At 66.3% G+C, this 26,117-nt stretch carries 25 protein-coding genes, 1 tRNA gene and 2 pseudogenes; 23 read left to right on the top strand and 5 right to left on the bottom strand.

Annotated features, from left to right (window positions below; all coding sequences use genetic code 11):
- The first annotated feature begins 44 nt into the window (after positions 1-44).
- From pgm to ON26_RS33510, 13 genes and pseudogenes are all read left to right on the top strand, one after another.
- The gene (pgm, locus tag ON26_RS20345; protein WP_040797787.1) at positions 45-1,682 is read left to right on the top strand and encodes a phosphoglucomutase (alpha-D-glucose-1,6-bisphosphate-dependent); all 1,638 of its coding nucleotides are present in this window, start codon (positions 45-47) and stop codon (positions 1,680-1,682) included.
- A complete protein-coding gene (locus ON26_RS20340) occupies positions 1,679-3,028 on the top strand; it encodes an MFS transporter (RefSeq protein ID WP_040797786.1) in 1,350 nt (449 codons plus the stop codon). Before pgm ends, ON26_RS20340 begins: the two co-directional genes overlap by 4 nt.
- Before the next feature lie 44 nt (positions 3,029-3,072).
- Complete coding sequence (locus ON26_RS20335) at positions 3,073-3,813, top strand: DsbA family protein (RefSeq protein ID WP_040797785.1); 741 nt, start codon at positions 3,073-3,075, stop codon at positions 3,811-3,813.
- 133 nt (positions 3,814-3,946) lie between these two features.
- Positions 3,947-4,019: transfer RNA gene (locus tag ON26_RS20330), tRNA-Ala, on the top strand.
- A gap of 124 nt (positions 4,020-4,143) precedes the next feature.
- Positions 4,144-5,394, top strand: a complete 1,251-nt coding sequence (locus tag ON26_RS20320) for a tyrosine-type recombinase/integrase (protein ID WP_083884237.1) — start codon at positions 4,144-4,146, stop codon at positions 5,392-5,394.
- Between the two features lie 88 nt (positions 5,395-5,482).
- Positions 5,483-6,445 (top strand): hypothetical protein, encoded by a 963-nt coding sequence (locus tag ON26_RS33525; protein ID WP_157171959.1) that lies wholly within the window; start codon positions 5,483-5,485, stop codon positions 6,443-6,445.
- Positions 6,446-6,551: 106 nt separating this feature from the next.
- A pseudogene (locus ON26_RS20305) lies at positions 6,552-7,901 on the top strand (ISL3 family transposase); the annotation flags it as partial.
- 135 nt (positions 7,902-8,036) lie between these two features.
- The gene (locus tag ON26_RS20300; protein ID WP_040797781.1) at positions 8,037-9,275 is read left to right on the top strand and encodes an IS256 family transposase; all 1,239 of its coding nucleotides are present in this window, start codon (positions 8,037-8,039) and stop codon (positions 9,273-9,275) included.
- Positions 9,276-9,322: 47 nt separating this feature from the next.
- Positions 9,323-9,499: pseudogene (locus ON26_RS33520) on the top strand (transposase); the annotation flags it as partial.
- An 849-nt stretch (positions 9,500-10,348) separates the two neighbouring features.
- Positions 10,349-10,513: a hypothetical protein gene (locus ON26_RS33915; RefSeq protein ID WP_169333752.1), complete on the top strand. Its 165-nt coding sequence runs from the start codon at positions 10,349-10,351 to the stop codon at positions 10,511-10,513.
- A gap of 137 nt (positions 10,514-10,650) precedes the next feature.
- The gene (locus ON26_RS33515) at positions 10,651-11,571 is read left to right on the top strand and encodes a nucleotidyltransferase-like protein (RefSeq protein ID WP_157171958.1); all 921 of its coding nucleotides are present in this window, start codon (positions 10,651-10,653) and stop codon (positions 11,569-11,571) included.
- Positions 11,571-12,215 carry a Cap15 family cyclic dinucleotide receptor domain-containing protein gene (locus ON26_RS35100; RefSeq protein WP_169333751.1) on the top strand — a complete coding sequence of 215 codons (645 nt, stop codon included), beginning with the start codon at positions 11,571-11,573 and terminating at the stop codon, positions 12,213-12,215. Before ON26_RS33515 ends, ON26_RS35100 begins: the two co-directional genes overlap by 1 nt.
- Positions 12,216-12,311: 96 nt before the next feature.
- Positions 12,312-12,857, top strand: coding sequence for a hypothetical protein (locus tag ON26_RS33510; RefSeq protein ID WP_157171957.1), 546 nt, complete (start codon positions 12,312-12,314; stop codon positions 12,855-12,857).
- Between the two features lie 6 nt (positions 12,858-12,863).
- Here ON26_RS33510 and ON26_RS35095 read toward each other — a convergent pair whose 3' ends face one another.
- The gene (locus ON26_RS35095) at positions 12,864-13,196 is read right to left on the bottom strand and encodes a transposase (RefSeq protein ID WP_373280953.1); all 333 of its coding nucleotides are present in this window, start codon (positions 13,194-13,196) and stop codon (positions 12,864-12,866) included.
- Positions 13,121-13,543, bottom strand: coding sequence for a transposase (locus ON26_RS34655; RefSeq protein ID WP_281032402.1), 423 nt, complete (start codon positions 13,541-13,543; stop codon positions 13,121-13,123). The genes ON26_RS35095 and ON26_RS34655 overlap by 76 nt, the downstream gene beginning before the upstream one ends.
- 91 nt (positions 13,544-13,634) lie before the next feature.
- Between ON26_RS34655 and ON26_RS20275 the strand changes: the two genes are divergently transcribed.
- A protein-coding gene (locus ON26_RS20275) for an IS3 family transposase (RefSeq protein WP_085999055.1) occupies positions 13,635-14,776 on the top strand; the annotation gives its coding sequence in 2 pieces (ribosomal slippage) (positions 13,635-13,902 and positions 13,902-14,776; 1,143 coding nt in all).
- 281 nt (positions 14,777-15,057) lie between these two features.
- Here the strand turns inward: ON26_RS20275 and ON26_RS32440 are convergent.
- The 3 genes from ON26_RS32440 to ON26_RS33905 all read right to left on the bottom strand — a co-directional run bounded on the left by ON26_RS32440 (position 15,058) and on the right by ON26_RS33905 (position 18,589).
- Entirely contained in the window at positions 15,058-15,366 is a 309-nt protein-coding gene (locus tag ON26_RS32440; protein ID WP_218000612.1) for a hypothetical protein, read from the bottom strand.
- Between the two features lie 901 nt (positions 15,367-16,267).
- Positions 16,268-17,008: a helix-turn-helix domain-containing protein gene (locus tag ON26_RS20260; RefSeq protein ID WP_040797776.1), complete on the bottom strand. Its 741-nt coding sequence runs from the start codon at positions 17,006-17,008 to the stop codon at positions 16,268-16,270.
- Between the two features lie 1,260 nt (positions 17,009-18,268).
- On the bottom strand, positions 18,269-18,589 hold the full coding sequence (locus ON26_RS33905; protein WP_169333750.1) for a hypothetical protein: 321 nt from the start codon (positions 18,587-18,589) through the stop codon (positions 18,269-18,271).
- 50 nt (positions 18,590-18,639) lie between these two features.
- Between ON26_RS33905 and ON26_RS20250 the strand changes: the two genes are divergently transcribed.
- From ON26_RS20250 to ON26_RS20210, 9 genes are all read left to right on the top strand, one after another.
- Positions 18,640-19,833 (top strand): cutinase family protein, encoded by a 1,194-nt coding sequence (locus tag ON26_RS20250; RefSeq protein WP_051027291.1) that lies wholly within the window; start codon positions 18,640-18,642, stop codon positions 19,831-19,833.
- 4 nt (positions 19,834-19,837) lie between these two features.
- On the top strand, positions 19,838-20,986 hold the full coding sequence (locus ON26_RS20245; protein ID WP_040797775.1) for a lipase family protein: 1,149 nt from the start codon (positions 19,838-19,840) through the stop codon (positions 20,984-20,986).
- Positions 20,987-21,055: 69 nt separating this feature from the next.
- Positions 21,056-22,543 carry a cutinase family protein gene (locus ON26_RS20240; RefSeq protein ID WP_040797774.1) on the top strand — a complete coding sequence of 496 codons (1,488 nt, stop codon included), beginning with the start codon at positions 21,056-21,058 and terminating at the stop codon, positions 22,541-22,543.
- Positions 22,544-22,670: 127 nt separating this feature from the next.
- A complete protein-coding gene (locus tag ON26_RS31730) occupies positions 22,671-23,378 on the top strand; it encodes a DUF8176 domain-containing protein (RefSeq protein ID WP_051027281.1) in 708 nt (235 codons plus the stop codon).
- A gap of 115 nt (positions 23,379-23,493) precedes the next feature.
- Positions 23,494-24,036, top strand: a complete 543-nt coding sequence (locus ON26_RS20230; protein WP_245545923.1) for a hypothetical protein — start codon at positions 23,494-23,496, stop codon at positions 24,034-24,036.
- Entirely contained in the window at positions 24,033-24,332 is a 300-nt protein-coding gene (locus ON26_RS20225) for a hypothetical protein (protein ID WP_040797773.1), read from the top strand. The genes ON26_RS20230 and ON26_RS20225 overlap by 4 nt, the downstream gene beginning before the upstream one ends.
- A 1-nt stretch (position 24,333) precedes the next feature.
- Positions 24,334-24,609: a hypothetical protein gene (locus ON26_RS20220; protein WP_051027279.1), complete on the top strand. Its 276-nt coding sequence runs from the start codon at positions 24,334-24,336 to the stop codon at positions 24,607-24,609.
- A 60-nt stretch (positions 24,610-24,669) separates the two neighbouring features.
- Positions 24,670-25,290 carry a DUF8175 domain-containg protein gene (locus ON26_RS20215; protein ID WP_051027278.1) on the top strand — a complete coding sequence of 207 codons (621 nt, stop codon included), beginning with the start codon at positions 24,670-24,672 and terminating at the stop codon, positions 25,288-25,290.
- A gap of 15 nt (positions 25,291-25,305) precedes the next feature.
- Positions 25,306-26,094 (top strand): DUF8175 domain-containg protein, encoded by a 789-nt coding sequence (locus ON26_RS20210; protein ID WP_040797772.1) that lies wholly within the window; start codon positions 25,306-25,308, stop codon positions 26,092-26,094.
- The last annotated feature ends 23 nt before the right edge of the window (positions 26,095-26,117 follow it).

Below are 26,117 nucleotides of genomic sequence, written 5' to 3'. Positions count from 1 at the left end.
CGATGACCAGCCGGGCACAGCCGACTTGGAAGGGAGACCCGAGCATGGCCCACGAACGAGCCGGGCGTCCCGCGCGCGCGAGCGATCTCGACGACATCGCGCACCTGGTGACCGCTTATTACAGCCGCGTGCCCGATCCGGCGGATCCGGCGCAACGGGTGGTGTTCGGCACCTCCGGGCATCGCGGTTCCAGCCTGGACGCCGCCTTCAACGAACGCCACATCCTCGCCGTCACGCAGGCGATCGTGGAGTACCGCGCCACCCGCGGCATCACCGGCCCGGTCTACCTGGCACGGGACACCCATGCCCTGTCCGAGCCCGCCTGGACCACCGCGCTCGAGGTGCTCGCGGGCAACGGCGTCACCGCGATGATCGACGCCCGCGACCGCTACACGCCCACCCCCGCGCTGAGCCATGCCGTGCTCCGCCACAACCGCGGCGGCACCAGACACCAAGCCGACGGCATCGTCGTCACCCCTTCCCACAACCCGCCGCGCGACGGCGGCTTCAAATACAACCCCCCGCACGGTGGTCCCGCCGACACCAGCGCCACCGACGCCATCGCCCAGCGCGCCAACGAACTGCTGGCCGGTGGGCTCAACGGGGTCAAGCGGGTCTCACTGCTGCAGGCGCTCACCAACCACGTCGAGCGCTACGACTACCTCGACCACTACATCGCCGACCTGCCCAACGTGCTGAATCTCGACGCGATCCGCGGCGCGGGCATCCGCCTGGGCGCGGACCCGATGGGCGGCGCGAGCGTCGACTACTGGGAGGAGATCGGCCAGCGCTACGACCTCGAACTCGAGGTCGTCAACCCGTTCGTCGACCCCACCTGGCGGTTCATGACCCTCGACAGCGACGGCAAGATCCGCATGGACCCCTCCTCCCGCTACGCGATGGCCGGGCTGGTGGCCATCAAGGACGACTACGACATCTCCACCGGCAACGACGCCGACGCCGACCGCCACGGCATCGTCACCCCCGACGGCGGCCTGATGAACCCCAACCACTTCCTCGCGGTGTCCATCGAATACCTGGTCGCCAACCGGATCGGCTGGGACGCGCTGACCAAGATCGGCAAGACCGTGGTGACCTCGTCGATGGTCGACCGGGTCGTGAGTGTGCTGGGCCGCCAGGTGCACGAGGTGCCGGTCGGGTTCAAGTGGTTCGTGCCCGGATTGTTCAGCGGCAGCCTGGCCTTCGGCGGCGAGGAGAGCGCGGGCGCGTCCTTCCTGCGCATGGACGGCACCGTATGGACCACCGACAAGGACGGCATCCTGCTGGCCCTGCTGGCCGCCGAGATCACGGCCGTCACCGGGCAGACCCCCTCGGCCCGCTACGGCGAACTCGAACGCCGCTACGGCAGTCCCGCCTACGCGCGCATCGACGCCCCCGCCACCGTGGCGCAGAAGAAATTGCTGTCACAGCTCACGCCCGAGATGGTCACCGGAACCGAGGTCGCGGGCGAACCGATCACCGAGGTGCTCACCCGGGCCCCCGGCAACGGCGCCCCGATCGGCGGTCTGAAGGTGACCACCGAGAACGCCTGGTTCGCCGCGCGCCCGTCGGGCACCGAGGACAAATACAAGATCTACGCCGAGTCGTTCCACGGGCCCGAGCATCTGACGCAGGTCCAGGCCGCCGCCGAGGAGATGGTGAGCAAGGCTCTGTCACAGTGAGTGGCTGTAGTACGAGCGAGAGCACTTCGACCTCCGCCGACCCGAAACTGCCCGCCGAGATCTGGGTGCTGGTCGGCGCCGCCTTCGTGATCGCCGTCGGCTACGGCCTGGTGGCGCCGGTGCTGCCGCAGTTCGCGCGCGGCTTCGGCGTCGGCTTCACCGCGGCTTCGGCGATCATCAGCGCCTTCGCGTTGATGCGGTTGCTGTTCGCGCCGTTCAGCGGTGTGCTGGTGCAGCGGCTGGGGGAGCGCTGGGTCTATCTGAGCGGGCTGGGCATCGTCGCGGTGTCGACCGGGCTGTGCGCGTTCTCCCAGACCTACTGGCAGCTGCTCGTGCTGCGTTCGCTCGGCGGCATCGGCTCGACCATGTTCACCGTGTCCTCGCTGGCACTGGTGATCCGGCTCTCGCCGTTCCATCAGCGCGGCCGGGTCTCGGGCCTGTGGTCGTCGAGCTTCCTGATCGGCTCGGTCAGTGGTCCGCTGGTCGGGGGTGCGCTGGCCGGGCTCGGACTGCGGGTGCCGTTCCTCATCTACGCCACCGCCCTGCTGGTGGCCTGCGCGATCGTCTACATCAGCCTGCGCAATTCGCAGCTGGCCGCACCGGAAACAGGGCATCGGGCCCCGGAACTGACCTTCCGGCAGGGCCTCGCCGAGCCCGCCTACCCGGCGATGCTGTGGTCGAACTTCGCCAACGGCGCGGCGGTGTTCGGCGTGCGGATGGCCTTCGTGCCGTTGATCGTGGTGGAGACCTTGGACGAGTCGCCGGGGATGGCCGGTGTGGCGCTGACCGCGTTCGCGGTGGGCAATGTGCTGGTGCTGTTCCAGGCCGGGCGATTGTCCGACCGGTTCGGCCGCCGCCCGTTTCTCATCGCCGGGGCGCTCGTCTGCGGCGTGGGCACCGCCGGGCTGGGGTTCGCCCCCGACCTGCTGTGGCTGCTGGCCGCCTCCGTGGTGGCGGGTATCGGGTCCGGCATGCTCACCCCCACCCAGCAGGCCGCTCTCGCCGACGTCGTCGGTGCCAAGGCCCGCAGCGGCCCCGTGCTGGCCGGCTTCCAGATGGCAGGCGACCTCGGCGCCGTGATCGGCCCCGTCGTCGCGGGCATCCTCGTCGAGCACTTCGGCTTCGCCATCGGCCTGTCGGCCACCGGCTCGCTGCTGCTCGTGGCCGCTGTCGTCTGGCTTCTTGTCCCCGAGACGCTGCGCCGCACCGACGAGCACATCCACACCGGCGAACCGGCCGGCGTGCCGACCGACGACGACGAGTACCAGCTCGCCCACCGCGCCGCCGTCGAGCACATGCCGGAAGACAGCACGTCCCGGCGGCGCCGCGGGCTCCGGCCCCACTGAACCCAGCCGGCCCGGACCGCCCCGCTCGAGGCAGAGTAGGACGCGTGAGCCAACAGCGTCCGAATTACACCCCGCGTCCCATGTCGAACAGCACGACCTTCGCCCTCGGCGGCATCGCCCTGGCCATGATCGTGCTGATCATCTTCGCGGTGTTCCGCTGGGGTAGTTCCGACGCCGAAATCCGCAACGAGGGCTACGGCCCGGTCCACGACCCCGCCGCCCAGGTCACCCTGCGCGAAGACGGCGTGGTCCTGCTCGGCCGCCCCGGCGCCCAGCCCGTCGTCGACATCTACGAAGACCCCCTGTGCCCCGCCTGTGGCACCCTCGAGCGCGTCTACGGCCAAGAAATCGCCCAGCAGGTCGACGAGGGCAAGCTGACCGTCGCCCACCATTACGTCGCCTTCCTGAACCCGAAGTCCGAGAGCGGCGACTACTCCACCCGCGCCATCGCCGCCATCCGCTGCGTGGCCGCCACCGGCGACGGCTCCCTGTACTCCCGCTTCCACGACAAGCTGTTCGTCACCGACCAACCCGCCGAAGGCAAGGCCGACCACAGCAACGAAGCCCTCGCCGACCTCGCCCGTACCGTCGGCGCCCCCGACACCGCCGCCGACTGCATCGCCACCGGCGCCCAGGTCGCCGCCGCCGAGAAGGCCGCCGAGTCCGCCCTCGCCGACCTCAACGCCCGCCTCGACAACAACGCCGCCACCCCCTCCCTCTTCCACGGCGACACCAAGCTCGACGCCAACAACGCCGAGTGGGTCACCGAACTGACCACCCCGTAACCCCGGTTTCTCGCTCGCCCGACCGCGCCGTCGATCTACCCCTGTTCACCCCGCTGACCAGCCGATTTGGTTGTCAACACGCCGGTGGTGTAACTTTTGTCAGGCGCAAGGGAAACCGAGCGAGACCCACCAAGGGGCTATGGCGCAGCTGGTAGCGCACCACACTGGCAGTGTGGGGGTCAGGGGTTCGAGTCCCCTTAGCTCCACTTGGATTGATGCAGGTCACAGGCTACTTCGGTAGCCTGGATCTGGATCGCGGTCACCACCGCGGTCACCACCGCCGCTTTTCAGACTGATCGTGTCGCCGTATCGACACGACAGGAGTGGCGCATGCCCACACCTCGCCCGCGGCCTCGCAAGGACGGGACCGTCCGGTGGCAGGTTCCTTTCCACTACTACGACCTCGACCGTGTCAGGCGGATGTCCTCGGAATCCTTCGACGACTACGCCCAGGCCCAGTGGTGGGCTGATCTGATCGATCGAATCGGCCTCGACGCGGCCCTGGACGTCCTGGCAGGCAAGCGCGACGCCGGAACCGGCGCGATGCTGCTCGCCGACTGGCTGACCCGCTACACCGACCGCCTCACAGGCGTCCAGGAAGACGGCCGCCTCAAGTACCACCGCTACATCGCCAACGACATCGTGCCCTTCTTCGGCGAGCACGCCACCCTCGAGGCCGTCACCCAGGACACCGACGCCGCCTGGATCGTCTACCTCGAACAGGACAAGGGCAACGCCCCGAAAACGATCAAGAACAAGCACGGATTCCTCTCCGCGGCGTTGCGCGCGGCCGTCGAACAGCGCCCCATACCGCTACTGCCGTTCAACCCGTGCGCGGGCATACGCCTGCCGCGCCACGACGACACCGAGATCGAAATCTTCGACAACGACGAATGGGAGTTGTTCGAGCAACTGCTCGGGCAGCGGTGGCGCACCCAGGCCGAGTTCGGCCTCGTCTCGATGGCCCGCCCCGGCGAGATCGGCGCCCTGCAGGTCCGTGACATCAACCCGGTCACCGGCGCGGTGCGCATCAACAAGGCATGGAAGGACGGCGGCAGCCGCTTGAAGCTCGGCAAGCCCAAGTCCAGCCGAGGAATCCGCACCATCAACATCCCGCTCCAGACCGTGGAACGACTGGATCTGTCCCGGCCGGGAAACGAGCTGCTGTTTCCCAAGTACACCGGGACACCGATCACCGCCGCCTACTTCCACCGCAAAGCCTGGCAGCCCGCCCTGCGCCGGCTGGAGGCGCTGGCGCGCCGCGACTTCACCCCGTTCGGAACCAAAGCGATGTGGCACGGCGCCGATCCCGAAGAACTCCTCGAACGCTACGGTGCCGCGATCGCGACGCTGCGGTCGAAGCACCTGACCCCGTACATGCTCCGCCACACCGGGATCTCGTGGAAGTTGCAGGACGGCGTACCGCTGTTCGTGGTCTCCCGCGACGCCGGGCACGAATCGGTCACCACCACCGACCGTCGCTACGGGCACAACGACCGTACGGCCAGCCGGTCGGCCGCTGAGGTCATCGCGAGCCGCCTGCCCCGCGTCCGGGCCGAAATGCTCGCACTCACCGCCTGACCTGCACCTCATCCTCCTCGACCCGAATCCATTCCATTTCATTCCCTCCCCATCCGGAATGAAATGGAAGGGATGGAAAGGGAATCCGATGCTCAGCGCCGTGGCGACTGCCACACGCTCGCAGGGGCACTGCCGGTTCCCGGGCTGCGGAACGCCACTGCCTGCCCGCACTCCCGGCCAGCGCGGCGCCCCTCGCCGCTACTGCGACAACCCCGACCACACCGCGCAGAAGGCGTTACGTCTTCTGCGCTCCGCCGGTGCCGGTGCTGAGGTCGCTGTACAGCACCCGTCCCTACATCCGGTCACCGACCGCGCACACGCTCTGGCCGACCTGCTGGACCGCTACAGCCGCCTGCGCGAAGAACTCACCGGCCTCGGCGATGACATCGCCGACCTGCTCGCCCGACTCACGGACCCGACTGCCGTCGTTCGCGAAATCGACGAGATTCAACGCCGAGCCGATCACCGGATCGCCCTCGCCGAACAAGCCTGCGCGGCGGCCGAGCAGGCGCAGTCGGAGATGGCTGAACGCATGGCCTGTGCCGTCGAGACTGAGAAACTGGCCCTCGCCACGGCCCGCGAAGCGCGCGCCCTGGCGGAGGAAGCATCTCAACGGAGCCAAGAGGTCGAGGCGGATGCCGCCGTCCGGATCGCCGCGGCCGAACGCGAACGGGAGCAGGCATGCCAGGACACCGAAATTGAAGTAACCGGGATGCGCGCGGATTTGGAAGCTACCCGGCTGGTTCGAGCGCGTGTGGAAGACGAACGCGATTCACTTCAAACGGTGAACCACGCCTTGGTCACCGAGAATATCTCGCTGCGAGAGGCACTCGATGCCGAGCGCGCCGAGCATCGGCGACGGATCGAGCACCGGGACGTCGAGTACGGCCGCGCGATCACCGCAGCCCATGTACTCGCCAGCCGCACCGCACGCGAACATCGCGCCCAGCTCGACGATGTGATCGATCGGTTCACAGAAGTTCTGGGCGCGCGAGGGGAATTAGCGTCTGCTCACCAGGGCACCGACGGGCACGCAGAATCTCCGCCGTAAACTCCGGAGGCCGTCGACCCAGCGAGAGCGACTCGGGTCTGTAAAGATAACGGCTCTGGCTCACTTCCGGTGGTGCGGCATGGCTGGGTGACGGCACGATACCCCTGTGCTGAAGGTGAGTGGTGTTGCTGCGCTTGTGTTTTCGGGGTTGTCTCCGCTGGTGCTCGAGGGCGTAGCAGATGAGGGTGGACGGATTGTGGTGTCGGCTCGGACGGCGCCCGGCCCGGCCGGATGCCCGTGGTGTGGTGCCGGGTCGGTGAAGGTCCACAGCTATCACCATCGGAGGGTTGCGGACCTGCCGATCGATGGTCGGCCGGTTGTCGTCGGGGTCCGGGTGCGACGGCTCACCTGCGCCACACCGCAGTGCTGCCGGACGTTCCGCGAGCAGGTCCCTGGTGTGCTCGAACGCTACCAGCGACGCACCATCCGGCTGACCAGTCAGGTGCAGGCGGTGACCCGGGAGTTGGCCGGGCGGGCCGCGGCCCGGCTGCTGACCGCACTACCCGTTCCGATGTCACGCCATACTGCGGTGCGCGTGCTGCTACGAATCCCGCTGCCTGACCGGCCGGTTCCTCGTGTGGTGAGCGTGGACGACTTCGCGCTGCGTCGCAGCCACCGCTACGGCACGATCCTGATCGACGCGGTCACCCACGAACGCATCGATGTCCTCGGCGACCGGAAAACCGAAACCCTCGAGGCGTGGCTGCGCGACCGGCCCGGCATCGAGACCGTCGTCCGCGACGGATCAGCCACCTACGCCGAAGCCATCCGCCGGGCCCTGCCCAGCTCAGTGCAGGTCAGCGACCGCTGGCATCTATGGCATGGACTGGTCCGCTCGGCGGAGAAGGTGGTCGCCGCACACAGCCGCTGCTGGGCCGCCGCCGGGCCGAAGCGGCAAACCCTGGTCCGTGAGACCACCACGCTGCAACGCTGGCACGCGGTCCACAACCTTCTCGATCAGGGTGTCGGTCTGCTCGACTGTTCCCGACGGCTCGGGTTGTCGCTCAATACGGTGAAACGTTACGCCCGCACCGCAGAGCCCGAGCAGCTTCGTCGCCCACCGCAATATCGTGCCTGCCTGGTCGACCCCTACCGTGACCACCTCCGGCGGCGTCGCGGGGTCCCGGTACTGCACCTGTTCCACGAGATCAAGGCCCTCGGCTACACCGGCGGCTTGAACCTGCTGCACAAGTACCTCAACCAAGGCCGCGCCGAAAGCGCACGGCTTACTCCCTCGCCTCGGCGGCTGACGTCGTGGATCGTGAGCCGGCCCGCTGATCTGCCCGCAGAGTGTCGTTCCCATCTGGATCAGCTTCTCGCGTCGTGTCCGGAGATGACCGCGCTGGCCAATCTTGTCGGCGAGTTCGCGGTGATCATGGCCGAGCGGCGCGGGGTCGATCTCGACGCGTGGATGACACAGGTCCGCGAGGCCGGGCTGACCGAGCTGGACCCGTTCCTTGGTTGCGTCCAATAGCGTGGTGTAGGAGCAGCAACTGAGTTGTCTGCCTGTCGATTCCCCGGACAGCAGGGTGGTCACCGCGTGATCCTTCGAGAGACCGACCAAAGTCACTAGAAGGAAGAAGACCACGCGATGACCGATCTCCAGCCTATCGACCCGAGTGCGTTGTTGACCGAGCAATTGGCGACCGCGAGCCCTGACCTGTTGCGGGAGATGCTCTCGACGTTCATCCACACGATCATGAACGCCGAAGCAGACACGATCTGCGGCGCCGGCTACGGGCAACGCTCACCTGAGCGCACCAACTCCCGCGACGGCTACCGCCACCGCGACTTCGACACCCGTGTCGGCACTATCGACGTCGCGGTCCCGAAACTCCGAACGGGCAGCTACTTCCCGGACTGGCTGCTCGAGCGCCGCAAACGCGCCGAACGAGCACTGACCTCGGTGGTGGCGACCTGCTACCTGCTCGGTGTCTCTACCCGGCGCATGGAGAAACTCGTCGAATCGTTGGGCGTGACCAGGCTGTCGAAATCGCAGGTATCGATCATGGCCGCCGACCTCGATGCCCAGGTCGAAGCGTTCCGCACCCGACCGCTCGATCAAGGGCCTTACACGTTCGTCGCCGCGGACGCGCTGGTGTTGAAGGTGCGGGAGAACAGGCGGGTGGTCAACGTCCACGCGTTGATCGCCACCGGCGTCAACGCCGAGGGCTACCGCGAGATCCTCGGCCTGCAGGTCACCAGTGGTGAAGACGGCGCCGGCTGGCTGGCGTTCTTCCGTGACCTGGTCGCCCGCGGCCTTTCCGGGGTCGAGCTGGTGACTTCCGATGCTCACGCCGGGCTGGTCGCCGCGATCGGCGCCACCTTGCCGGGCGCGTCCTGGCAACGCTGTCGCACGCATTACACCGTCAACTTGATGAGCGTCTGCCCGAAATCCTCCTGGCCTTGGGTTCGCACTCTTCTGCATTCGGTGTTCGACCAAGCCGACCCTGAATCGGTTGAAGCGCAATACGATCGGATGCTCGACGCCCTGACCGAGAAGCTGCCGAAAGTCGCTGCCCACCTCGACAACGCCCGGGCGGACCTGCTGGCGTTCACCGCGTTCCCGAAGCAGATCTGGCGGCAGATCTGGTCGAACAACCCGCAGGAACGGTTGAACAAAGAGATCCGCCGCCGCACCGACGTCGTCGGCATCTTCCCCGACCGGACCGCCATCATCCGCCTGGTCGGTGCGGTCCTGGCCGAACAACACGACGAATGGATCGAGGGCCGCCGTTACCTCGGCCTGGACGTCCTGGCCCGCTCCCGCCACCACAACGAACCCACCGACGGACAGGAGGACACCGATCCCGCAGCCCTGACCGCCTGACCACACAGGGTCACGCGGCGATCACCCTGTTACACCACGCATTTGGACTTGACCCGTTCCTTCGTGGCCTCGAGCAAGACAACCCCGCGGTGGTCGCCGGTCTGAGCCTGCCCTACAGCAACGGTCCGATCGAGGGCGTCAACACGAAAACCAAGCTGATCAAACGACAGATGTATGGCCGTGCCGGCTTCCAGCTACTGCGCCACCGCATCTTGCTGGGATAACCCTGGCCCCCACCGAAAGTGAGCCAGAGCCGTTGTTCTTACAGTCCCGCCAGGCGCCTGCGACTGGTGATGTCCTCTCCCGGTCGCAGGTTGCCTCACCACCAGGCGACGACGGAGGGGCGGCGACAGGATGCGTGAAGCCGAAGCGAAGGTACTGGGGGCTCTGATGACCCGCGGGCAATGCTCCAGCGCCGAACTTTCCACCACCACCGGTCTCGACACCCGCCGTGTCCGGCAGGCGCTGGTCACGTTGACGTCCCGTGGGCTCCTGACTGCCGTACCCGACGGGCACTCCATCGCCTGGGGACTGAGTCAACGAGGACGCGCTTTCGCCGGGTCGGCTCGGGGGCGAGCGGTGTTGGATGTTCCGACGACGACATGACATGGCATTCCGCCCACCGCGAATAACACCGTCAAGCCCACTTACCTTTGGTTAGCCTGAGCAATCTTTCCGCTATATCAGGCGGTGATGTCATGCTCGCGATGAATAGTGAAACCAGAGAGATCGATACTGGACGGTTGATCCATTCCGCTAAGGCATCACGGCTGGTTGCAGGTGCCGAGGGAGCCGGTGTTCGACATCACGCTTGAATCTTGAAGTCGCGGTCGAACAGACTTTCCAAAACCGAGGAGTCGGATGTAAGCTCACGTCTCGGTACAGCAAACCCCAGGACAAGAGCTGGGGGCTCTGATCCTGGGGCTTCACTACTGCTTGGTCGGCAGGGCGCTGAAGTTACCAGGGGGATGAATCGCTGTCAGTGATAGCGGTCACATCGTGATCAGAGCTTTACCTGCTGCTGCCGTGCGTAGCGATGGATGTCGCACGCACCAGTTGAGAGGAAGTTCTAGATGAGTGGGATCGGGACGATCGCGCATACTAGCGACAAGTGCCCGGAGAGTGGCGTCTGGCAGGTCGTCGGTACGCCGTCGACCACCGCGCCGATCGCCAAGGGCAACATCATGCCGCCGTACGACGGCAAGGCGGTCGACTGGAAGCTGATCCAGCTCGCCTGAGCGCGTCAACCGTAGGACCTGGACCTCCCTGTCCAGGTTCTACGGGGGCGCTTACCCGCCCCTATAGCCGACGTGCGCCGCTACCCCAATTCTCTGAAATCTCAATGCGCCCCCGTAGTGCGCGAAGAGGAATAACGATGACCGCTTTGGAAAGCAAGCTGGGGCGCTACTGTCAGCCGTCAAGCGACCATGAACAAGAGAAGCAGGAACGCGCGGAGCGCATGGTTCGTAGCGCGGTTGGAAGCTGGGTGGCAGACTACTCCGACATAACCCTCAAGTATGTACCGAAGGGCTCATACGCGAACAATACCAACGTTCGACAGGACAGCGATGTGGATATCGCGGTATTACGGACAGATTTCCACTATTACGATGCTAGCGGACTTCGGGATGCTGACAGGCAGACGGGGAGTAGTAGAACCTTTACTCTCGAAGGCATCGATTTCCGCAACAGCCTTGCACGTCACCTGAAGAATCGCTTCGGTTCAGGCTGCGACATCAGCGGCTCGACGGCAATAGAGCTTGTTGAGAATTCCGGGCGTGTCAGCGCCGATGTAGTACCATCGTTCGATTTCCGAAAGTACTACTACGATAGCAGTGGGCGAGTTGCGTATCATAGCGGACAAAAAGTCTTCAAAACCGACGGCAGCTCGGTAATCAACTATCCGGTTCAGCAGTTGGAGAATGGGCGAGCGAAGAATAATGCTACCGGAAACCGGTACAAAAAGCTGGTAAGAATTCTCAAGCGAGCCGAGAACGACTTGGTTGAGCTTGGTCGAATCGATCCACTCCCCAGCTACTTCATGGAGTGCTTAATGTATCGCGTCCCAAACTCTGTAATCAATGTGGTCAGCAGCAACCCGCTCAGCGCTGCCCTAGCTGACGCTGTGGACTACATCTGGGTAGAAACCTTTGAGGATCAATCAGCTCGAACGTGGAAAGAGCCCAACGAAATCAAAGATCTATTTGGCGGGACGCAGAAATGGACTCTCGAAGAGGCGCATGATCTTGCGCGCGAAGTCTGGGGCTTGTTCGATCTTGATAAGGTAAAGAAATAGTGGGTGGAGATTCGCTGCGCCCCAGGATCGCAATCGCACTCGCCGCCGCTATATGGCTAATTATTGCAGTTGTCTCGGGTCGCAACGATGGGCAGTGGGTTGCACTACGCACTTTTTCTATAGCGGGTGCGCTAGTGACACTCTCATTCCTGGTCTATGAGCGATGGGGATGGGCATGGCGGTTCGTTCGGTTCTTCACCGGGAAACCGAACCTCAACGGGACTTGGCGAGGCGAGCTTCGAAGCGATTTCGTCCGCGACGGAAAGAGGATCGACCCGATACCAACGGTTCTCCGTATAAAGCAGACGGACTCCTCCGTGTGGGTGACACTTTTCACGGGTGAGTCCTCTTCGACCACGGACATGGGCAAGCTAGTCAATGAGTCTGATGACCGGTGGCGCATAACATTTGTGTACACAAACAGACCACGTCAAGAAGTTAGGTCGCGTAGCGATCAGCACCAAGGTGTGTGTGAGTTATACATTACCGGTCGTGGAGACTCGCTTGGCGGTAGTTACTTCACTAGCCGAAAGACGACTGGTGAGCTGCACTTCTCTGAGTGGAGCCAGCTTCGATACGCTGATGCCGCATCGGCACTCACCGCAAGCGAGTTCGGTACCGCCAATCCATTCGTTCGGCAGTAGGTGCTACAAATGCAGAATAGAATCCAAATGAAAGGGTGAACTGTGGCACCGATTGCGAACGCATGGATATCTCGACGTAACGGTTTGGATCTCGGCGTGGGGAAGGTCTCCGCATGGTTATGTGAAAATTCCGATTCCTATCCTGAACGTTCTCTATTGATCCCTCAGGAGAATGGTCTAGACCGGTCTGAACCAAACGTTGCCGCTTATATTTCTAATGGAAATATCGGGAGCGTAAAGAGTAAGACAGCAGTCGCGGGCGGTCCAGTTCTCGCATTGGTTCCCACCCTAGACCTACTTGAAGACGCTGTTCATCTCGCCGACGGTCAGGCGTTGGGTGTCGTAGAGCATGCGGAAGGAGAGATAAGTGGATGGGCTGCTGCGACCAGCGCGCTAAACCTTGAGACGGGCGAACCGAGTGACGACGTTCCGCCCACTATCCGCGAAGCGCTCGAAGATCTACATAGCGCAGGTTATAACGGATATGGTCGGAACAGGGAGACCTACTTCAAGAATCTCTATGGACCACCAATCAAAATTCTCACCAGAAGCGGCTACTCCTTCGACTTCATATCGTCGTATCTGGTTGCGTTGGGTGGTCACGCGAGGAGCATGAGCGACCTCAAGAAGATCTATCGCTAAGAGCCCCTATCTGGTTCGGTTGCTGAGTCGTCGCCAGCAGATGAGGGCTGCGGCGAGGTCGAGGAATCCGTGGTGGATGTCGGTGCGGTGTTCCCATCGGACGGCCAGGCGACGGAATTGGTGGAGCAGGGCCAGGGTTTGTTCGACGATCCACCGTCCCGCGGTGACCTTGTCGCGGGTTCCTCGGCGCGGGATGTGGCCGGTGATGCGACGTTGCCGCAGTTCCTCGTAGACGCGGGGGTAGTCGTAGCCCTTGTCCGCGATCAGGGTCTTGATTCTGTGGCGCGGCGGGCCGGAGCGTCCGCGCAGGGGTCGGACGCGGTCGAGGAGTTCGGGCAGCAGTAGGTGGTCGTTGACGTTGGCCGCGGAGAGAGCGTCACTGCGAGCGGGAACCCGTTGGCGCTGGTCAGGATGTGGTGCTTCGAGCCGGTTTTGGCGCGGTCGTCCGGGGACGGGCCGGTCGCGGCGCCCCTTTTTTTCGCTCGGATGTGGGAGCCGTCGACCATGACCCGGTCGAAGTCGATCAGTCCGGGCGCGTGGGAGCGGGCCAGCATCTCCTGGTGCATCTTCGCGAACACGCCGGCGTCCTGCCAGTCGCGTAGCCGGCGCCAGCAGGTCATTCCGGATCCGAAGCCGAGTTCCTGGGGTAGGTCTTCCCATCCGATGCCGGTGAACAACACGAACAAGATGCCCTGTGGTCTGTCCCCGGTGGATGCGACCGCCCGGACTTAGAGTCCTGTTGGCCCTGGTGAGGGGCCGGAAGGGACAATAAGGACTATGGCTGGACGGAAACGGCATTCCGCGGAGGAGATCGTGCGGAAGCTGCGCCGCGCCGACGAACTGGCCGCCGCAGGGGCTTCGGGCGAGGAGATCGCCGCTGACCTGCAAGTATCGGCGGCGACGTTGTATAACTGGCGACGCCAGTACGGCGGGATGGACACCGACGCCGCCAAAGAACTCAAAGAGCTGCGCGAGCAGAACGCACGGCTCAAGCGGCTGCTGGCCGACGCCGAGCTGGAAAAAGACGCGTTGCGGGAGATCGCCAAGGGAAAATTCTAGGCCCGGCGGCCAAGCGGCGAGCGGTGGACATGCTCTTGCAGGTCAAGGGCATGTCGGAGCGGTTCGCCTGCAGAGTTGTCGGGCTGCATCGGTCCACCTTCCGGCGGCTGCCGGCCGACCAAACCCCGGACGATCCCGATGCCGGCGCCAGGGCCTGGCTGCGTGAATACGCGCGCAAGAATCCCTGTCACGGGTTCCGAAGGGCGTGGGCGGCGTTGCGGTTCGACGAAGGCCATCGGGTCAACCGCAAACGGGTCCACCGGTTGTGGAAGCAGGAGGGCCTGCAGGTGCGGGCGCATCAGCGACGCAAACGCGCCGGGTCGTCGTCGGTGCCAGCGGTCGCCGCGGATGCACCGAACACGGTGTGGGCGTTGGACTTCCAGTTCGACTCCACCGTCGATGGTCGGGCGGTGAAGATCGCCTCGATGGTCGATGAACACACCCGGGAGTCGCTGCTGCATCTGGTGGAGCGTTCGATCACCGGCGAGAAACTCGTCGCCGAACTTCGGCGGGTGTTCGCGGTTCGAGGTGTCCCGAAGGTGCTGCGATGCGACAACGGTCCCGAGCTGATTTCCGAAGCACTGCAACGGTTTTGCTCTGACCGGGTCGGGATCACCTACATCCCGCCCGGCATGCCCTGGCACAACGGTTACATCGAGTCGTTCAACCGCCGGCTGCGCACCGAGTGCCTCAACCGCAACCACTGGACTTCCCTGCTCGAGGCCCGCGTGGTCATCGGGGACTTCAAGACCGACCACAACCTGCGGCACCGGCATTCAGCGCTGGGCTACCGGACGCCGGCCGGGTACGCTGCGGCCTGCACCCACACCCACCATCCGGTGGAGTGCGGGATCAACTGAAACGACGAACAACCCGGGCTCTACTTCCGGGTGGTCGCGTTATCGGGGACTGGCCACCTGCAATACCAGCCGTGGGTCCATCTGTGCAGGTCCTGGTGTCCCCGCAGGTTTCACCGGTAGTAGCGGCTCGATAACCGCCCATAACTCCTCGTCCACGATTCATGGTGCTGCCACGACGAAACATGCTGTACGACAACTTTCTTCGCCGCTACCCGACAGATCTAACGACCTCGTGCATGGTTGCAAAAGCACGGTGACCAGCAGCAGATCTGGTACACGGGTTACCCGGCAGCGCGGCTGCGGTCGATGTGCTGATGGTCCGACAGCAGTCCGGCGACAGCCCGGACAGTGTGGTCGAAATTTGTTCGTCGAGTCAGGTGGCGGGCCAGTGCTCGCCAGTTCTTCAGATGGGCAATGCCGTGTTCGACACGAATCCGTTTGCGCGAGTGAGCCTGTCGCTGGGCATGATGGTGCTGTTCGTACCAGGCGATCTGGGCAATGGTGTTGCGGCGCCTGCCGTGTTCGTTGGACTCGTTATACGTCTCGCGAGCCTTGAGGACCAGTAATGGCGTCAACACCCCAGCATTCATCGAATCGGACCTTGTAGTCGGTCATTCCGCCAACATATTCGAGCAGATCGACACCAGGACAGGAGTTTTCGGCCACTGCAACAGTCAGCGGCACCGCCCGGCTCGACGTTCTTCGCGAAGCGTGCAGTGGTGAGGCAATCTTGGCGCAGCGCAGGGTGGTAGCGGCTCGCGCTATATGCACCCCAGCCGCGCGGGCGCCGGTGGCCTCGCGAAGGCGAATCACACGGAGTTGCTACACAGATAGGTGATGGCAGCTTTGGTTCGGGTCAAAGATTCTGACGCGGGATCGGGCGGCGGCGTCGAGTCGGCCGTGCCGAGGTTGGTCGGGCCTTGTTGGCCGATTGAGGGGGCTTCCGTGGGCCCGTCGACGGTCGGCGGGTTTCTTCAATGGCTGCGGTGATGTCGGCTGCGGTGAGATACCAGGTGCGGCCTGCCTTGTGGCCGGGAAAGCGGCCGGAGCGCAGTTGTTGGAGGTACCAGCGCTCGGACTTGCGCACTGCACGAGCTCCGTGGGACACGGGGTAGGTCTGCTCATAGGTCTCGTGTGCGCGAGACGCGAATTCGGGCGGTCTATTGCCTTCTTTGTCCATGGTCAGCTCCATAGTGGATTGGTTGTCGAGAAACCCCTCCTCGGCCAATGTTGTGACTGCGGGACAGTTCTGTCATCCGTTCACCTCAGTTTCGGCTATTCATAGAGACATTGCGTGTCGATCGTGTGGTGCGTCTGTATTGGCAACGGCCTCGTCGCGGTGCCACTTGATAGCTCTATGGAAGGCATCTGGCTGGCCGATTGCCTGACTCCGTATAGAACTTGCGGGCGGATCAAGATCAATAGAGCAGGGCTGTATATGCGGTCTCTGCCAGCTCCTTTCGGCGTGTCGGTGGGCGTGTCGCAAATTGACTAGGGTCGGTTGGTCCCGAGGTTTCTGCCGGGATGCTCGGAAAGGATGATGAGGAAGATGTGTTCGCTCTGATTGGTGATGGTGAGGCTGTAGGACCTGGTTCGGCCGGTGGTGGGGTGGTGTGCGTGCATGAGGTCGCTGGGGTCGCGTCCGTAGGCGGTGTGCACGCCGTCGTTCCAGCGGGTTCGGAAGTCCTCGAGGGGGCGGAGGCTGTGCAAGATTGTCTGGACTTGCTGGGAGCCGCGGTAGCGGCCGACGATGCCGCGGACGTTGGCCGTTGCGTGGTCGGCTTCGTGGGGCCAACGGGGAAACAGCTTTCTGGCGTCGTCGGAGAACATCCAGACCGGGATCGATGCTCCGGGGTGGAGCCCGGGAGCAGATTCGCGGAAGGCGTCGTTGCAGGCCAGGAGGGTCCAGGCGGAGTCGACGTAGGCGGCTAGCTCGCCGCGCTCGTGTAGCCCGTGTAGGTGGCACATGAGGGCTGGGTTGGTGGTCACGGCGTCGCGGAGGGCGGCGGTGGGTTCGAGAGTGTCGGCGGCGGCCCGTAGCTCGCGTAGGTGGCGAGCGAGGGGGAGGTCGAGTTGGTAGCCGGCGATGATCTGTTCGAGGAACTCTTCGGTTGGCGCCCGGCGGTCGCGTTCGATGTCTCCGAGGTGGCTGCGGCTGATTCCCAGGCGGACGGCGGCTGTGTCGCGGCTGAGGTCGAGTTCTTCACGGATCAGTCGGCAGGTGGCGCCCACGGTCGGGATGCTCGGTAGTAGCGGGCGTCGACGATGCGGCGGTCTGCGGCGTGCGGGATCTCGGCTCAACGGAGTCCCCCTCCTTTGATTGTCTTCCGTGGCAGGCTGAAGAGAGTTATCTTGATCGGTTGGCCCCCCGGGTAGTGGTTTTTTCCTACCAGAATGGGTATGGACCGGCAACTGCGCCGGCTGCACGATCATCCAAGTGGATAGCTGAGTGTGTGCAGATGTGCGCTGCTCTACCTGGGGGTGCGTGTGTGTCGGGCTGTCGTTTCGGCATGGGAGTTTTGTGACGCAAATATCGGCACTTCGGCAGCAAACTCGCTGGTCTCACCCCGTAAAGCGGGCTACGCAAATGTCGGTACCGCAAACTGCATGACCCAAAGTGCTGGATTCTCAGGGGGTTCGGAGTTTGGATGAGAGTGCGCGTTCGGTTATGAACTCGCGAATCCGAAGATTCTGGAAGGAAGTGGACTGTGGACCCCTTCACGATCCTGGGCTATGTGAATGCCGGTCTGTCGGTGCTGTCGAACGGTTTGTTCGTCGTTGCGCAGACGCTGAGCCTGATCCTGCCCTTCATCTGACCGATCCGGTCTGAAAAGCGGCCTCCCGCAGCTCGTTCGGGCTGCGGGAGCGGTCCGCGGAACGCCGTGCCGTCGGCGCGGTGACTTCACCTCGTAGTCCAAGTCTCCTGGTGGGAAGGCTTATTTCGTCATGCCCAAATCTCGCATCCCTTCGTCTGTCGCTCGCACGGGCGGCGTCGCGGCGGTCACGATGATCCCGCTGGCCGCGATGGTCATCACCGCCGGCGGCGCCCATGCTGCCGATCCGCTGGTCGCCATCGCTGATCAGCCAGGGGTGACCGGGCCCGTGCAGCCCGGCACGACCCCGCCGCCACCGCCGGCCGCACCCGCACCGTCTCCGGAACCGGTTCCGCCGGCTCCTGCTCCTGAACCGCCGATGTACCACGTGCAGCCGCCTGAAGTTCGTAATGCCCCATCACGTCCAGCGCCTCCACAGCAGGCGCCGGTCGAGCCGGTCCGTATCGAGGAGTTGCATCTGCCGGAGCCGGTGGAGCCGGTAGCGCCGATCGAAGCCCCGGAGAACACCATTCGGATCGGGCAGTGGCAGGCTCCGCGGCCGGACTGGCTCCCTCCCGAATGCGCTGACGCGATCAATGACACGGCGGCCGGAGCGGAGGCGCAGCTCGCCACAGCGCTGGACTCGATCGGCATCCCGGCCGGACGTTCGGACCGGGTGTCAGGTGCCACGCTCGCCGGCGCCGGGATCGGCGGAGCCGCCGGTGCCGTGGCCGCCGGGGGACCGGCAGCGATCGCCGGAGCAGTGGTCGGTGGCCTGGTTGGCGGCACCATCGGTGGAATCGCCGGAGCGGCCCTGGGCACGGTCGTGCCGGTCCCGGTAATCGGCACCGTGACCTCCGGGGTCGCCGGAACCGCGCTCGGTGCTGCCGCCGGTGCAGCAGCCGGTGCGGTGGTAACCGGCATCCCGGTCGGTGCGGTCGGTGCGGTGGCGGCGGGCACGGTCGGTGCCGGCTTCGGCGCCGGAGTCGGCGTGGGGCAACCATGATCAACGACGGACAACGCCGCCGCGCTGCGGCGCGCAGGATCGCGATGGTGGTAGTGGCCACCGTCGGATCCGGTGCCGCGATATCGACCGTTTTACCTGTTGCGGGAGCGGTGCCGATCGGCCCCGAGTGCCCTGCCTTGTATGTGCTGGGCGTTCAGGGCACCGGCCAGTCCTCACCGGCGGCGGACCCGCTCGCCGACACCGGTGTCGTCGGCGCCGTGATCAGGCCGGTCGTGGATGCGGCTCCTGGGGTGGTGCAGCGCTCCTACATTCCCTACGGTGCGGGCTTCGGCGGCGCGGTGCCCGGCGGCGGAGTCGAACCGTACGCGGTGTCGGTCACCGACGCACGCCACCGGCTCGATGCCGCCGCGGTCGAGATACTCGCCGCGTGCCCGGCCACGTTGATCGCCGGGGTCGGCTATTCCCAGGGCGCCCAGGCGATGTCGGGCTTCGCCGCCGATGTCGGTGCCGGTGTCGGCCCGGTTCCGGCGAACCGGATCGCGGGAATCGCGTTGTACGCCAATCCCGATCGCGCGCCCGGTGCACCGGTACTGCCTGGCAGGCCGGGTCAGGTCGTGCCTGATCCGGCACCGGGCACCAGCGGGGCTGCGGTGTCGCGGGTCGCGCTGACCAATCCTTCCGTTCCCGGTGGTGGCATCGCGTCCGGGGTCGGGTACGGCGAGCTCGCGGGCCGTGTTGCCGATATCTGCACGGACGGAGACCTCGCTTGCTCGGCTCCCGACCGCGCGGCCCTGCTCCGCGTCGGCGCCGCGATCGCCGCCCAAGCCGACCTGCGCGATCCTCTGTCGGCCCTGGTGACCCTGAATGGACTGCTGCACGCAGCCCTGGGCGAGGCGTGGAACACCATGCTGCTCAACGACTTTGTGGTCGAGGGCGGCGACATCGACTACCGGCCGGAGCAGGGCCTGGCGGGTCGGCTGGTCGAAGCCGCCGACCCGCGTACCCCGGCGCCGGATGCCGGGGCGGCAGGCGCTCGATGGAATGACATCGTGGCTGCGGTCGCGGCGAATCCGATGGGGCTGTTGCCGAAGCTGGCCGGGCAGTTGTCGGTGGCGTGGGGCGTGCTGATCGCCGACAACGCCGACCTGGTCAACCCCGCGGTGCTGCTGCGATACGCCGACACCATCGCCCGCCACAACGGCTACGCCACCAACGGTCAACTCGCCTCCGGAGTGGCCTGGCTGGTCGCCCTCGCCCACGACCTCGCAGGACGGTGACCCTGTGACCAGCCCGACCGTCACCCCATCCGTTCCCGGCGACCAGTTCTACCAACCCCTATCCGAGGACTTCACCGCGCCCACAGGGGAATTGCTGCGCACCCGCGAAGTCCCGGTGCCGGGCCTGAGCGGCGCGGCGCAGGCCTGGCAGGTGGTGTACTCGACTCGCACCAGCTTCCACGCCCCGCTGCCGGCATCCGGACTCATCGTGACCCCGACCGCCACACCAGGTAGCGAGGGCGCGTCTACCCTGCTGTACTGCCCGAGCTTCCGGGGTCTGGGTGGACGGATCGCACCGTCACAACTCCTGCCCGAGGCCGTCGACGACTCTGCGTTCCCAGAGGTAGCGCTGGCGCTGGAACGTGGCTGGACCGTCGCGATTCCCGACGGGCAGGGCCTGGGAATGACTGGTTTGGGTGTGCACCCATTCCTGTCAGGGCTCGCTGCGGCGCACACCGTGCTCGACCTGGCGCGCGCCCTGCCCGCACTCGCCGATCTGGACGTCTCGGGCGGGTTCGTGGTCTGGGGTTATGCCGACGGTGGCCGGGCGGCGCTCTTCGCCGCCGAGCATCACCCGAGCTATGCCCCAGACGTGGATCTGCGTGGGGTCGCCGCCGGCGCCGTCCCAGCCAACCCGCGTGCTCTGATCGCCGACATCGATGGCGGTCCGCTGTCGGGGCTGGCGATGGCGGGCCTGGTCGGGCTGGCCCGAGCCTATGCCCACCTACCGGTCACCCACGTCCTCACCGAAGAAGGACGCCACCGCTTCGCCCACGCTCAGACACTGACCGCGAAGCAACTGGTCGCAACATACCGCCACATTCCACTCGGAACGTGGTGTGAACGCCGCGAACCCTGGAACGACCCGCTGTGGCGTTACGTCCTGGCGGCCGAAGCCGCAGCCCACCGACGACCGCAGGTCCCGGTCCACTTGTATCACGGCAGCAAGGACGGACTCATCCCGATCGCGATGAGCAAGGCGTTGTTCGCCGAATACCGGCTCGCCGACGTCGATCTGAGCTGGTGCGACTACCCCACCGGCCACATCCGCACCGGCTTCGACGCCGCCGCGGATGCCCTGACGGTCCTGAGTTCCCATCTCCGCCGCCGCTCCACCCGCCACGCCGACACACCACCACCGCAGACCACCTGAATGCGTGTCTGCCCGCCCGCCGTACCCCGCCTGAGCGGGCGGGCAGGCACCCCGATCGAGGTGACACCAATGCACTTTCACCCCACCCGCACGCAACTCCGCAGTGCCGTGATCGCGCTGGTACTCGCGGCCACCGCGTTCCCGACAGGAACAGCACACCCCGAGGGGCCAGACATCGAAGCCTGCCCGGTCCTGTACGTGCTGGGCGTTCAAGGCGACGAGGAAGGCGCAACCGAGACCGGCGCGGATACCGGTGCACTCGGCCAAGTGTTCGGGCCGGTGACCGCCGCAGCGGGGGAGTACGTGCAACGCGCGTACGTGCCCTACGGCCACACCGGCGACGGCATGCTCTTGACCTACCCTGTCGCAGTCGAGGACGCCGCCCGACGGCTCGGCGATATGGCCGGCGAGGTCGTGGACCGCTGCCCCGGAACACTGCTGGCCGTCGCCGGATACGGCCACGGCGCCGCGGCGGCCGACCGGTTCGCCCGAGACGTCGGCGCAGGCCGCAGTCGTGTCGGCGCCGATCAGGTCGCTGCTGTGGCGCTGCTGGCCAATCCCGCTCGCGCAGCCGGAACCCCGGTTCTGCCGGGCCGCCCGCAGGCGAGCACACCGTCACCGGCTCCGGGGACCAGCGGCGACCAGGTCGCCACCATCACTCTGCTCACCCAGACGCCGGCCGGAGCCGGGATCGCCAGCACCGGGACGGGTGCGTCCGGGTACGGGGAATTGAGCGGTCGCGTCGCGGACCTGTGCGTCGCCGGTGACGGCGCCTGCGACACCCCGGCCGGGAGCGCGCTGGCCACCACCGCGGCGAACATCGCCGCTCGCAGCGATACCCGCGACCCGATCGCGGCGATCACCACAATCGCCACCGCCCTGTCGGCCACTGCCTTCACCACCGCGGTGAACGTGGTCAACGAGGACCTGTCCGGCACCAGCCTCGACCAACTGTCCTACCAACCCGCCAAATCTCTCGGTCAGCGTTTGGCCGAAGCCTCCGACCCGGCCACCGCCGCACCCACTCACACACAAGCACTGGATGCGCTGTTCAAAATCGGCACGATCGGGTTCGAGGCCGCGATCACGGTGGCGCGGACGGTGATCACCCCGGCCACCGTGGCCGAACTGGCGACCGTGGGCATGGCCGATCCGCTGGCGGCGGTCGCGGTCCTCGCCGCGAAACTCGCCGACGCGGTCGTCGAACTCATCCCGCCACAGACGGCCAGCCGCTGGGTCAACGACGCCTTCGACGCGATCACCACCACGATCACCGAACCCGATCAGCTCTACACCCTGGCAGCGACCGCCCACTACAGCGACACCACCGGCCGCCACGGCTCATACAGCACTGTCCCCGCCACCAGCACCGGCAGCTCGACGCTGCGCACCGTCGCGGACTGGTTCATCGCCATCGCACGCGACGCGTCGACCGCCCCACCACCTGAGTCATCGTCATCCACCACATCTGAGACCGCGCCGCCGCCGCGTTCCACACCGAGCGTGCCGACGCAAGCGACCGAGCGGTCCGCGGTCCCCGGCGACGGCGCTCCCTGAGACCCCTTCGGGCGGAGCTGGTTCGGCCGACGTACCCAACCAGTCTGCTGATCCTCCACCCGGCGACCCGCCCGAAGGGCCCCAATCCATTCCGACCGTCATCGCTCTGAGGAGGTGACACCAACCCATGCGGCACGACACCCCCATCGACACCGGCCACGGCGCGGACTGGCTGCGCGCCGAACCATCGGCACCGCACCGAGTTCCGGGCGCGCCGACCGAAGTTCGCTGCCAGGTCGGCGACCAATGGCACTGGCTCGACGACGAACCGGCGGCTCGTGTGCCCGCGGCCGTGGACAACCGGCTGCCCTCACGGGGACACCGGACGGTGTGGATCACGCTCGCCGCGACTCTGACCCTCGCCGCCACGGTGACGGGTGCGGGGATCCGAGCAGTCATCGATGTACCGGAGACCGCCGCGGTGATTCCCACGCTGACCGCCGCACCACCAGCGGCGACCGCAGAACTCGGGCAAGCCTGTACAGGGTTGACAGGCACATCGGTCACCGATGTCGCCGGCGATACCCGCTCGATGCCCGGGGTGATCGCAGCCTTCGAGCATGCCTACTACCGGCGCCGCGACGCCGCGGCCGCGCTGGGACTTGTTGCCCCCGAGGCAGGACTCACCACCGATGCGCTCGCCGCCGGGATCGCCTCGATCCCGGCCGGGACGACGCACTGCGTCGCGATCACCCCGATCGCCGAAACCGCCGCCGAAGTGCACCTTGCCGAACTCCACCTCGACGGCAGCCGCGTGGACTATCTGCAACTGATCAACACCCGCACCACTGCCCACGGCGAGGTGCTGATCACCAACATCCAGAAGCGAGGCTGACATGCGCGCCACCGCTTCCCGCCTCGAACACACCCGGCCGACTGGATCCGGCCGACGCCTCGACCCGCACACACTGTCCACGCCGCACCGGACAGCGCCGGTCCGGACCGATCCGTTGCCGACAACCGGTGCGCACCCGCCGCTGTGGGCGGTGCTGGGCGCGCACGGCGGCGCCGGAACCTCCACCCTGGCGCGGTGGTGGGCGCCGGCCGCCGACACCGGACTGGCCTGGCCCGCCTCACCGGCGACAACCCAGCTGGTGCTGGTCGCGGCCCGCCTGTGCATGCCCGGACTCACCGCCGCCGCCGACCGACTCCGGGAATGGCACGCCGGTCTCGCCGCTCCCGGAGTCGAAGTGATCGGGCTGGTGCTCACCGCCGCACGCCCGGGCGGGGTGCCCGCGGTGGTGCGCCGCTACCGGTCGGTGGTCACCGACCTGGTCGACGCGGTGTACGAGATCGGCTGGCAGGACGAGCTTCTGGCCACCGAGCTCACCGACTTGGCCGAATTCACGCCGTTCGATCCGCCACCGCCTCGCCGTGCCCGGCTGCGGCAGGCGGTTCCCGTCGACGTGTATCGCACCGGCACCCAGATTCTCACTGGTTTGGCCGCGACCCGGACAGGCGCGGCGCGCAACGATTCGGAGGCCCCATCATGAGCACTGCCGTAGCCGTCGCCGACACGGTCGTGACCGTGTTGGCGCAGGAGATCACCATCACCCCCACGGCTCCGCCGGGAGCCAACAAGGTCATCGGCCTGGTGAACTTCATGGCCTGGTTCGTGACCCTGGCCGGGATCGCGGCCGTCATCTACGCCGGCGGCAAATTCGGCTGGGAGCGCTGGCACGGCGGGTCGGTCGAATCTCCGAAGATCCTGCTCGGCGCGCTGTTCGGAGGAATTCTGGCCACCAGCGCGGGCCCGATCATGAACGCGGTCGTCAGCGGAGGGGCCTGACATGCGCGGCCCCGACCCGAGCCCGGTCCGGGCGGGCAGGACACCCCTCGCTGCGGACCTGCCCGCTGACGTGCTGTCGCCGTTGACCCAGCTGCTGGGCTATCTGGCCTGGTGCGTGCTGCTGCTGTGCATCGCCCGCACGGTCTGGGTCGGCGGGCTGCTGGCGATCCGCGTTCACCGCGAGGAAAGCCTCGAAGGACTCTTCGGCGCCCTGCTCGGCGCCGCCCTGCTCGGCATGGCCAGCTCCCTGGCCCTGGCCGTCCTCCCACCCACCTGACCGCCACCCCCGTCGAGGAGGTCGATACCTTTGCGTCCGAACCGAATTCACTGTCTGGCGGTGACCGCCGTGCTGGCGTTCACCGGCCCGATCGCTGCTGCCGCACTGCTGGCGTGCGGCACCGAGACCCCCGTGGGAAGCGGCGACCTCGACGGCACGGTGACCGATATCCACGCCGCGCCGACAGGCCTGCGCTGGAGGCCTTTTCAGGGCGTCGACCTGCCGGTGACCGACCAGGGACCTCACCACAGCGACGGCCTCGTCGTCGCCGGGTTCGACAGGTCCCCGGCCGGTGCGGCAGTCGCGGCAGCGCAGGCCAGTGTCCGGGTCTCGATCGCGACCGACAGTCAATGGCCCCAGATCGGCGCGCGCATGCTCGCCCCTGGCGCGGGCCGCGACGCCTGGGCGGTCGCCCGCGCACAGATTTCGATCACAGCACCGATCACCAGCGGCGCGCCACGGCCACTCGGCTACGTCATCACCCACTACACCCCTGAGGCCAGCGACGTCGACCTCTACAGCCGCCACCCCGACAACTCGGTGACCCGACACCACACCACCGTGCTGTGGCAGTACGACGACTGGCGCCTGGCCCTGCCCGCCCTCACCCCTACCGCCAGACCCGTGGTGACCGCCGTCGAAAACCTCCCGCCCGAACTCATCGCGTTCCAAGCATCCTGAAAGCGACTGTGCCGCATGCATTCCTATCGAATCCTGATCATCCTTCTGGCTGTGATCGCCACCATCGTGGTCACGGTGCTGGTGCTGACCATCACCCGCGGTGAACAGCGGCCCACGGTCCCGACGTCGGCGCCCTCCAGTACCCAGGCCAACCGCCTCTCACCGGCCCCCGCAGGACAATTCAGCGCAGATCTGTTCGGCAATCGCCTAGAGATCCCGGCGGATGAAGCCGGTGATGCCGTCGTCCAGGACCCCGGCGCGAGACCCGACCCCGCCCACCCGGACTACCTGGTGAGCCCGCCCGCGCAGATGCGATGGCAGCGCGGGTGGGGTGGTGCGGCGCTGCCGACCTCGGTCAGCGATGGACCCGCCACGATCCGCGACGGGATCGCCTCCGGGTTCGCCCGCACACCGCAAGGCGCGGCTCTAGCCGCCGCGGATGCGTTGGCTCGTGTGTTGGCCGCGCCGGAGGGCACCTGGCAGCGCGTGGTCGTCGAGCGCTACCACGGCGCCGAGCAGGCGTTGGTGGATCGGTTCGCCCGCTCGCGCGCACGCACCCCGGACGCTGCGCGCTACGTCGTCGTCCCCGACGGGGTGCGCGTCGTGCCCGGGTACAGCCCTGACTTCGCTGTCGTTGAATTCGCTGCCCGCGACAGGCTGGGCTACCGGATCGCACGCTGGCCGATGACCTGGCTCGACGGCGATTGGCGCGTCGCCGTTCCCGTCGACATCGAAACGCTCTGGGGTCCAGGGACATACACCGACTCACTGAGCGGCTTCGGCACATGGCGGACCGTCGCATGAGCCCGATCACGACCGCTCACGCG

The organism is Nocardia higoensis NBRC 100133 (genome assembly GCF_000308595.1).
Taxonomy (GTDB): domain Bacteria; phylum Actinomycetota; class Actinomycetes; order Mycobacteriales; family Mycobacteriaceae; genus Nocardia; species Nocardia higoensis.
The sequence above is the reverse complement of the archived record's forward strand: the minus strand, read 5'-3'. Positions and strand labels throughout refer to the sequence as shown.

What these genes read in the sequence shown, in the direction of transcription:
- pgm (WP_040797787.1), top strand. Translation starts at nt 45, where the DNA reads ATGGCCCACGAACGAGCCGGGCGTCCCGCGCGCGCGAGCGATCTCGAC.
- ON26_RS20320 (WP_083884237.1), top strand. Translation starts at nt 4,144, where the DNA reads ATGCCCACACCTCGCCCGCGGCCTCGCAAGGACGGGACCGTCCGGTGG.
- ON26_RS33525 (WP_157171959.1), top strand. Translation starts at nt 5,483, where the DNA reads ATGCTCAGCGCCGTGGCGACTGCCACACGCTCGCAGGGGCACTGCCGG.
- ON26_RS20300 (WP_040797781.1), top strand. Translation starts at nt 8,037, where the DNA reads ATGACCGATCTCCAGCCTATCGACCCGAGTGCGTTGTTGACCGAGCAA.
- ON26_RS33915 (WP_169333752.1), top strand. Translation starts at nt 10,349, where the DNA reads ATGAGTGGGATCGGGACGATCGCGCATACTAGCGACAAGTGCCCGGAG.
- ON26_RS33515 (WP_157171958.1), top strand. Translation starts at nt 10,651, where the DNA reads ATGACCGCTTTGGAAAGCAAGCTGGGGCGCTACTGTCAGCCGTCAAGC.
- ON26_RS32440 (WP_218000612.1), bottom strand. Translation starts at nt 15,366, where the DNA reads ATGAATGCTGGGGTGTTGACGCCATTACTGGTCCTCAAGGCTCGCGAG.
- ON26_RS20250 (WP_051027291.1), top strand. Translation starts at nt 18,640, where the DNA reads ATGGTGGTAGTGGCCACCGTCGGATCCGGTGCCGCGATATCGACCGTT.
- ON26_RS20240 (WP_040797774.1), top strand. Translation starts at nt 21,056, where the DNA reads ATGCACTTTCACCCCACCCGCACGCAACTCCGCAGTGCCGTGATCGCG.
- ON26_RS31730 (WP_051027281.1), top strand. Translation starts at nt 22,671, where the DNA reads ATGCGGCACGACACCCCCATCGACACCGGCCACGGCGCGGACTGGCTG.
- ON26_RS20225 (WP_040797773.1), top strand. Translation starts at nt 24,033, where the DNA reads ATGAGCACTGCCGTAGCCGTCGCCGACACGGTCGTGACCGTGTTGGCG.
- ON26_RS20220 (WP_051027279.1), top strand. Translation starts at nt 24,334, where the DNA reads ATGCGCGGCCCCGACCCGAGCCCGGTCCGGGCGGGCAGGACACCCCTC.
- ON26_RS20210 (WP_040797772.1), top strand. Translation starts at nt 25,306, where the DNA reads ATGCATTCCTATCGAATCCTGATCATCCTTCTGGCTGTGATCGCCACC.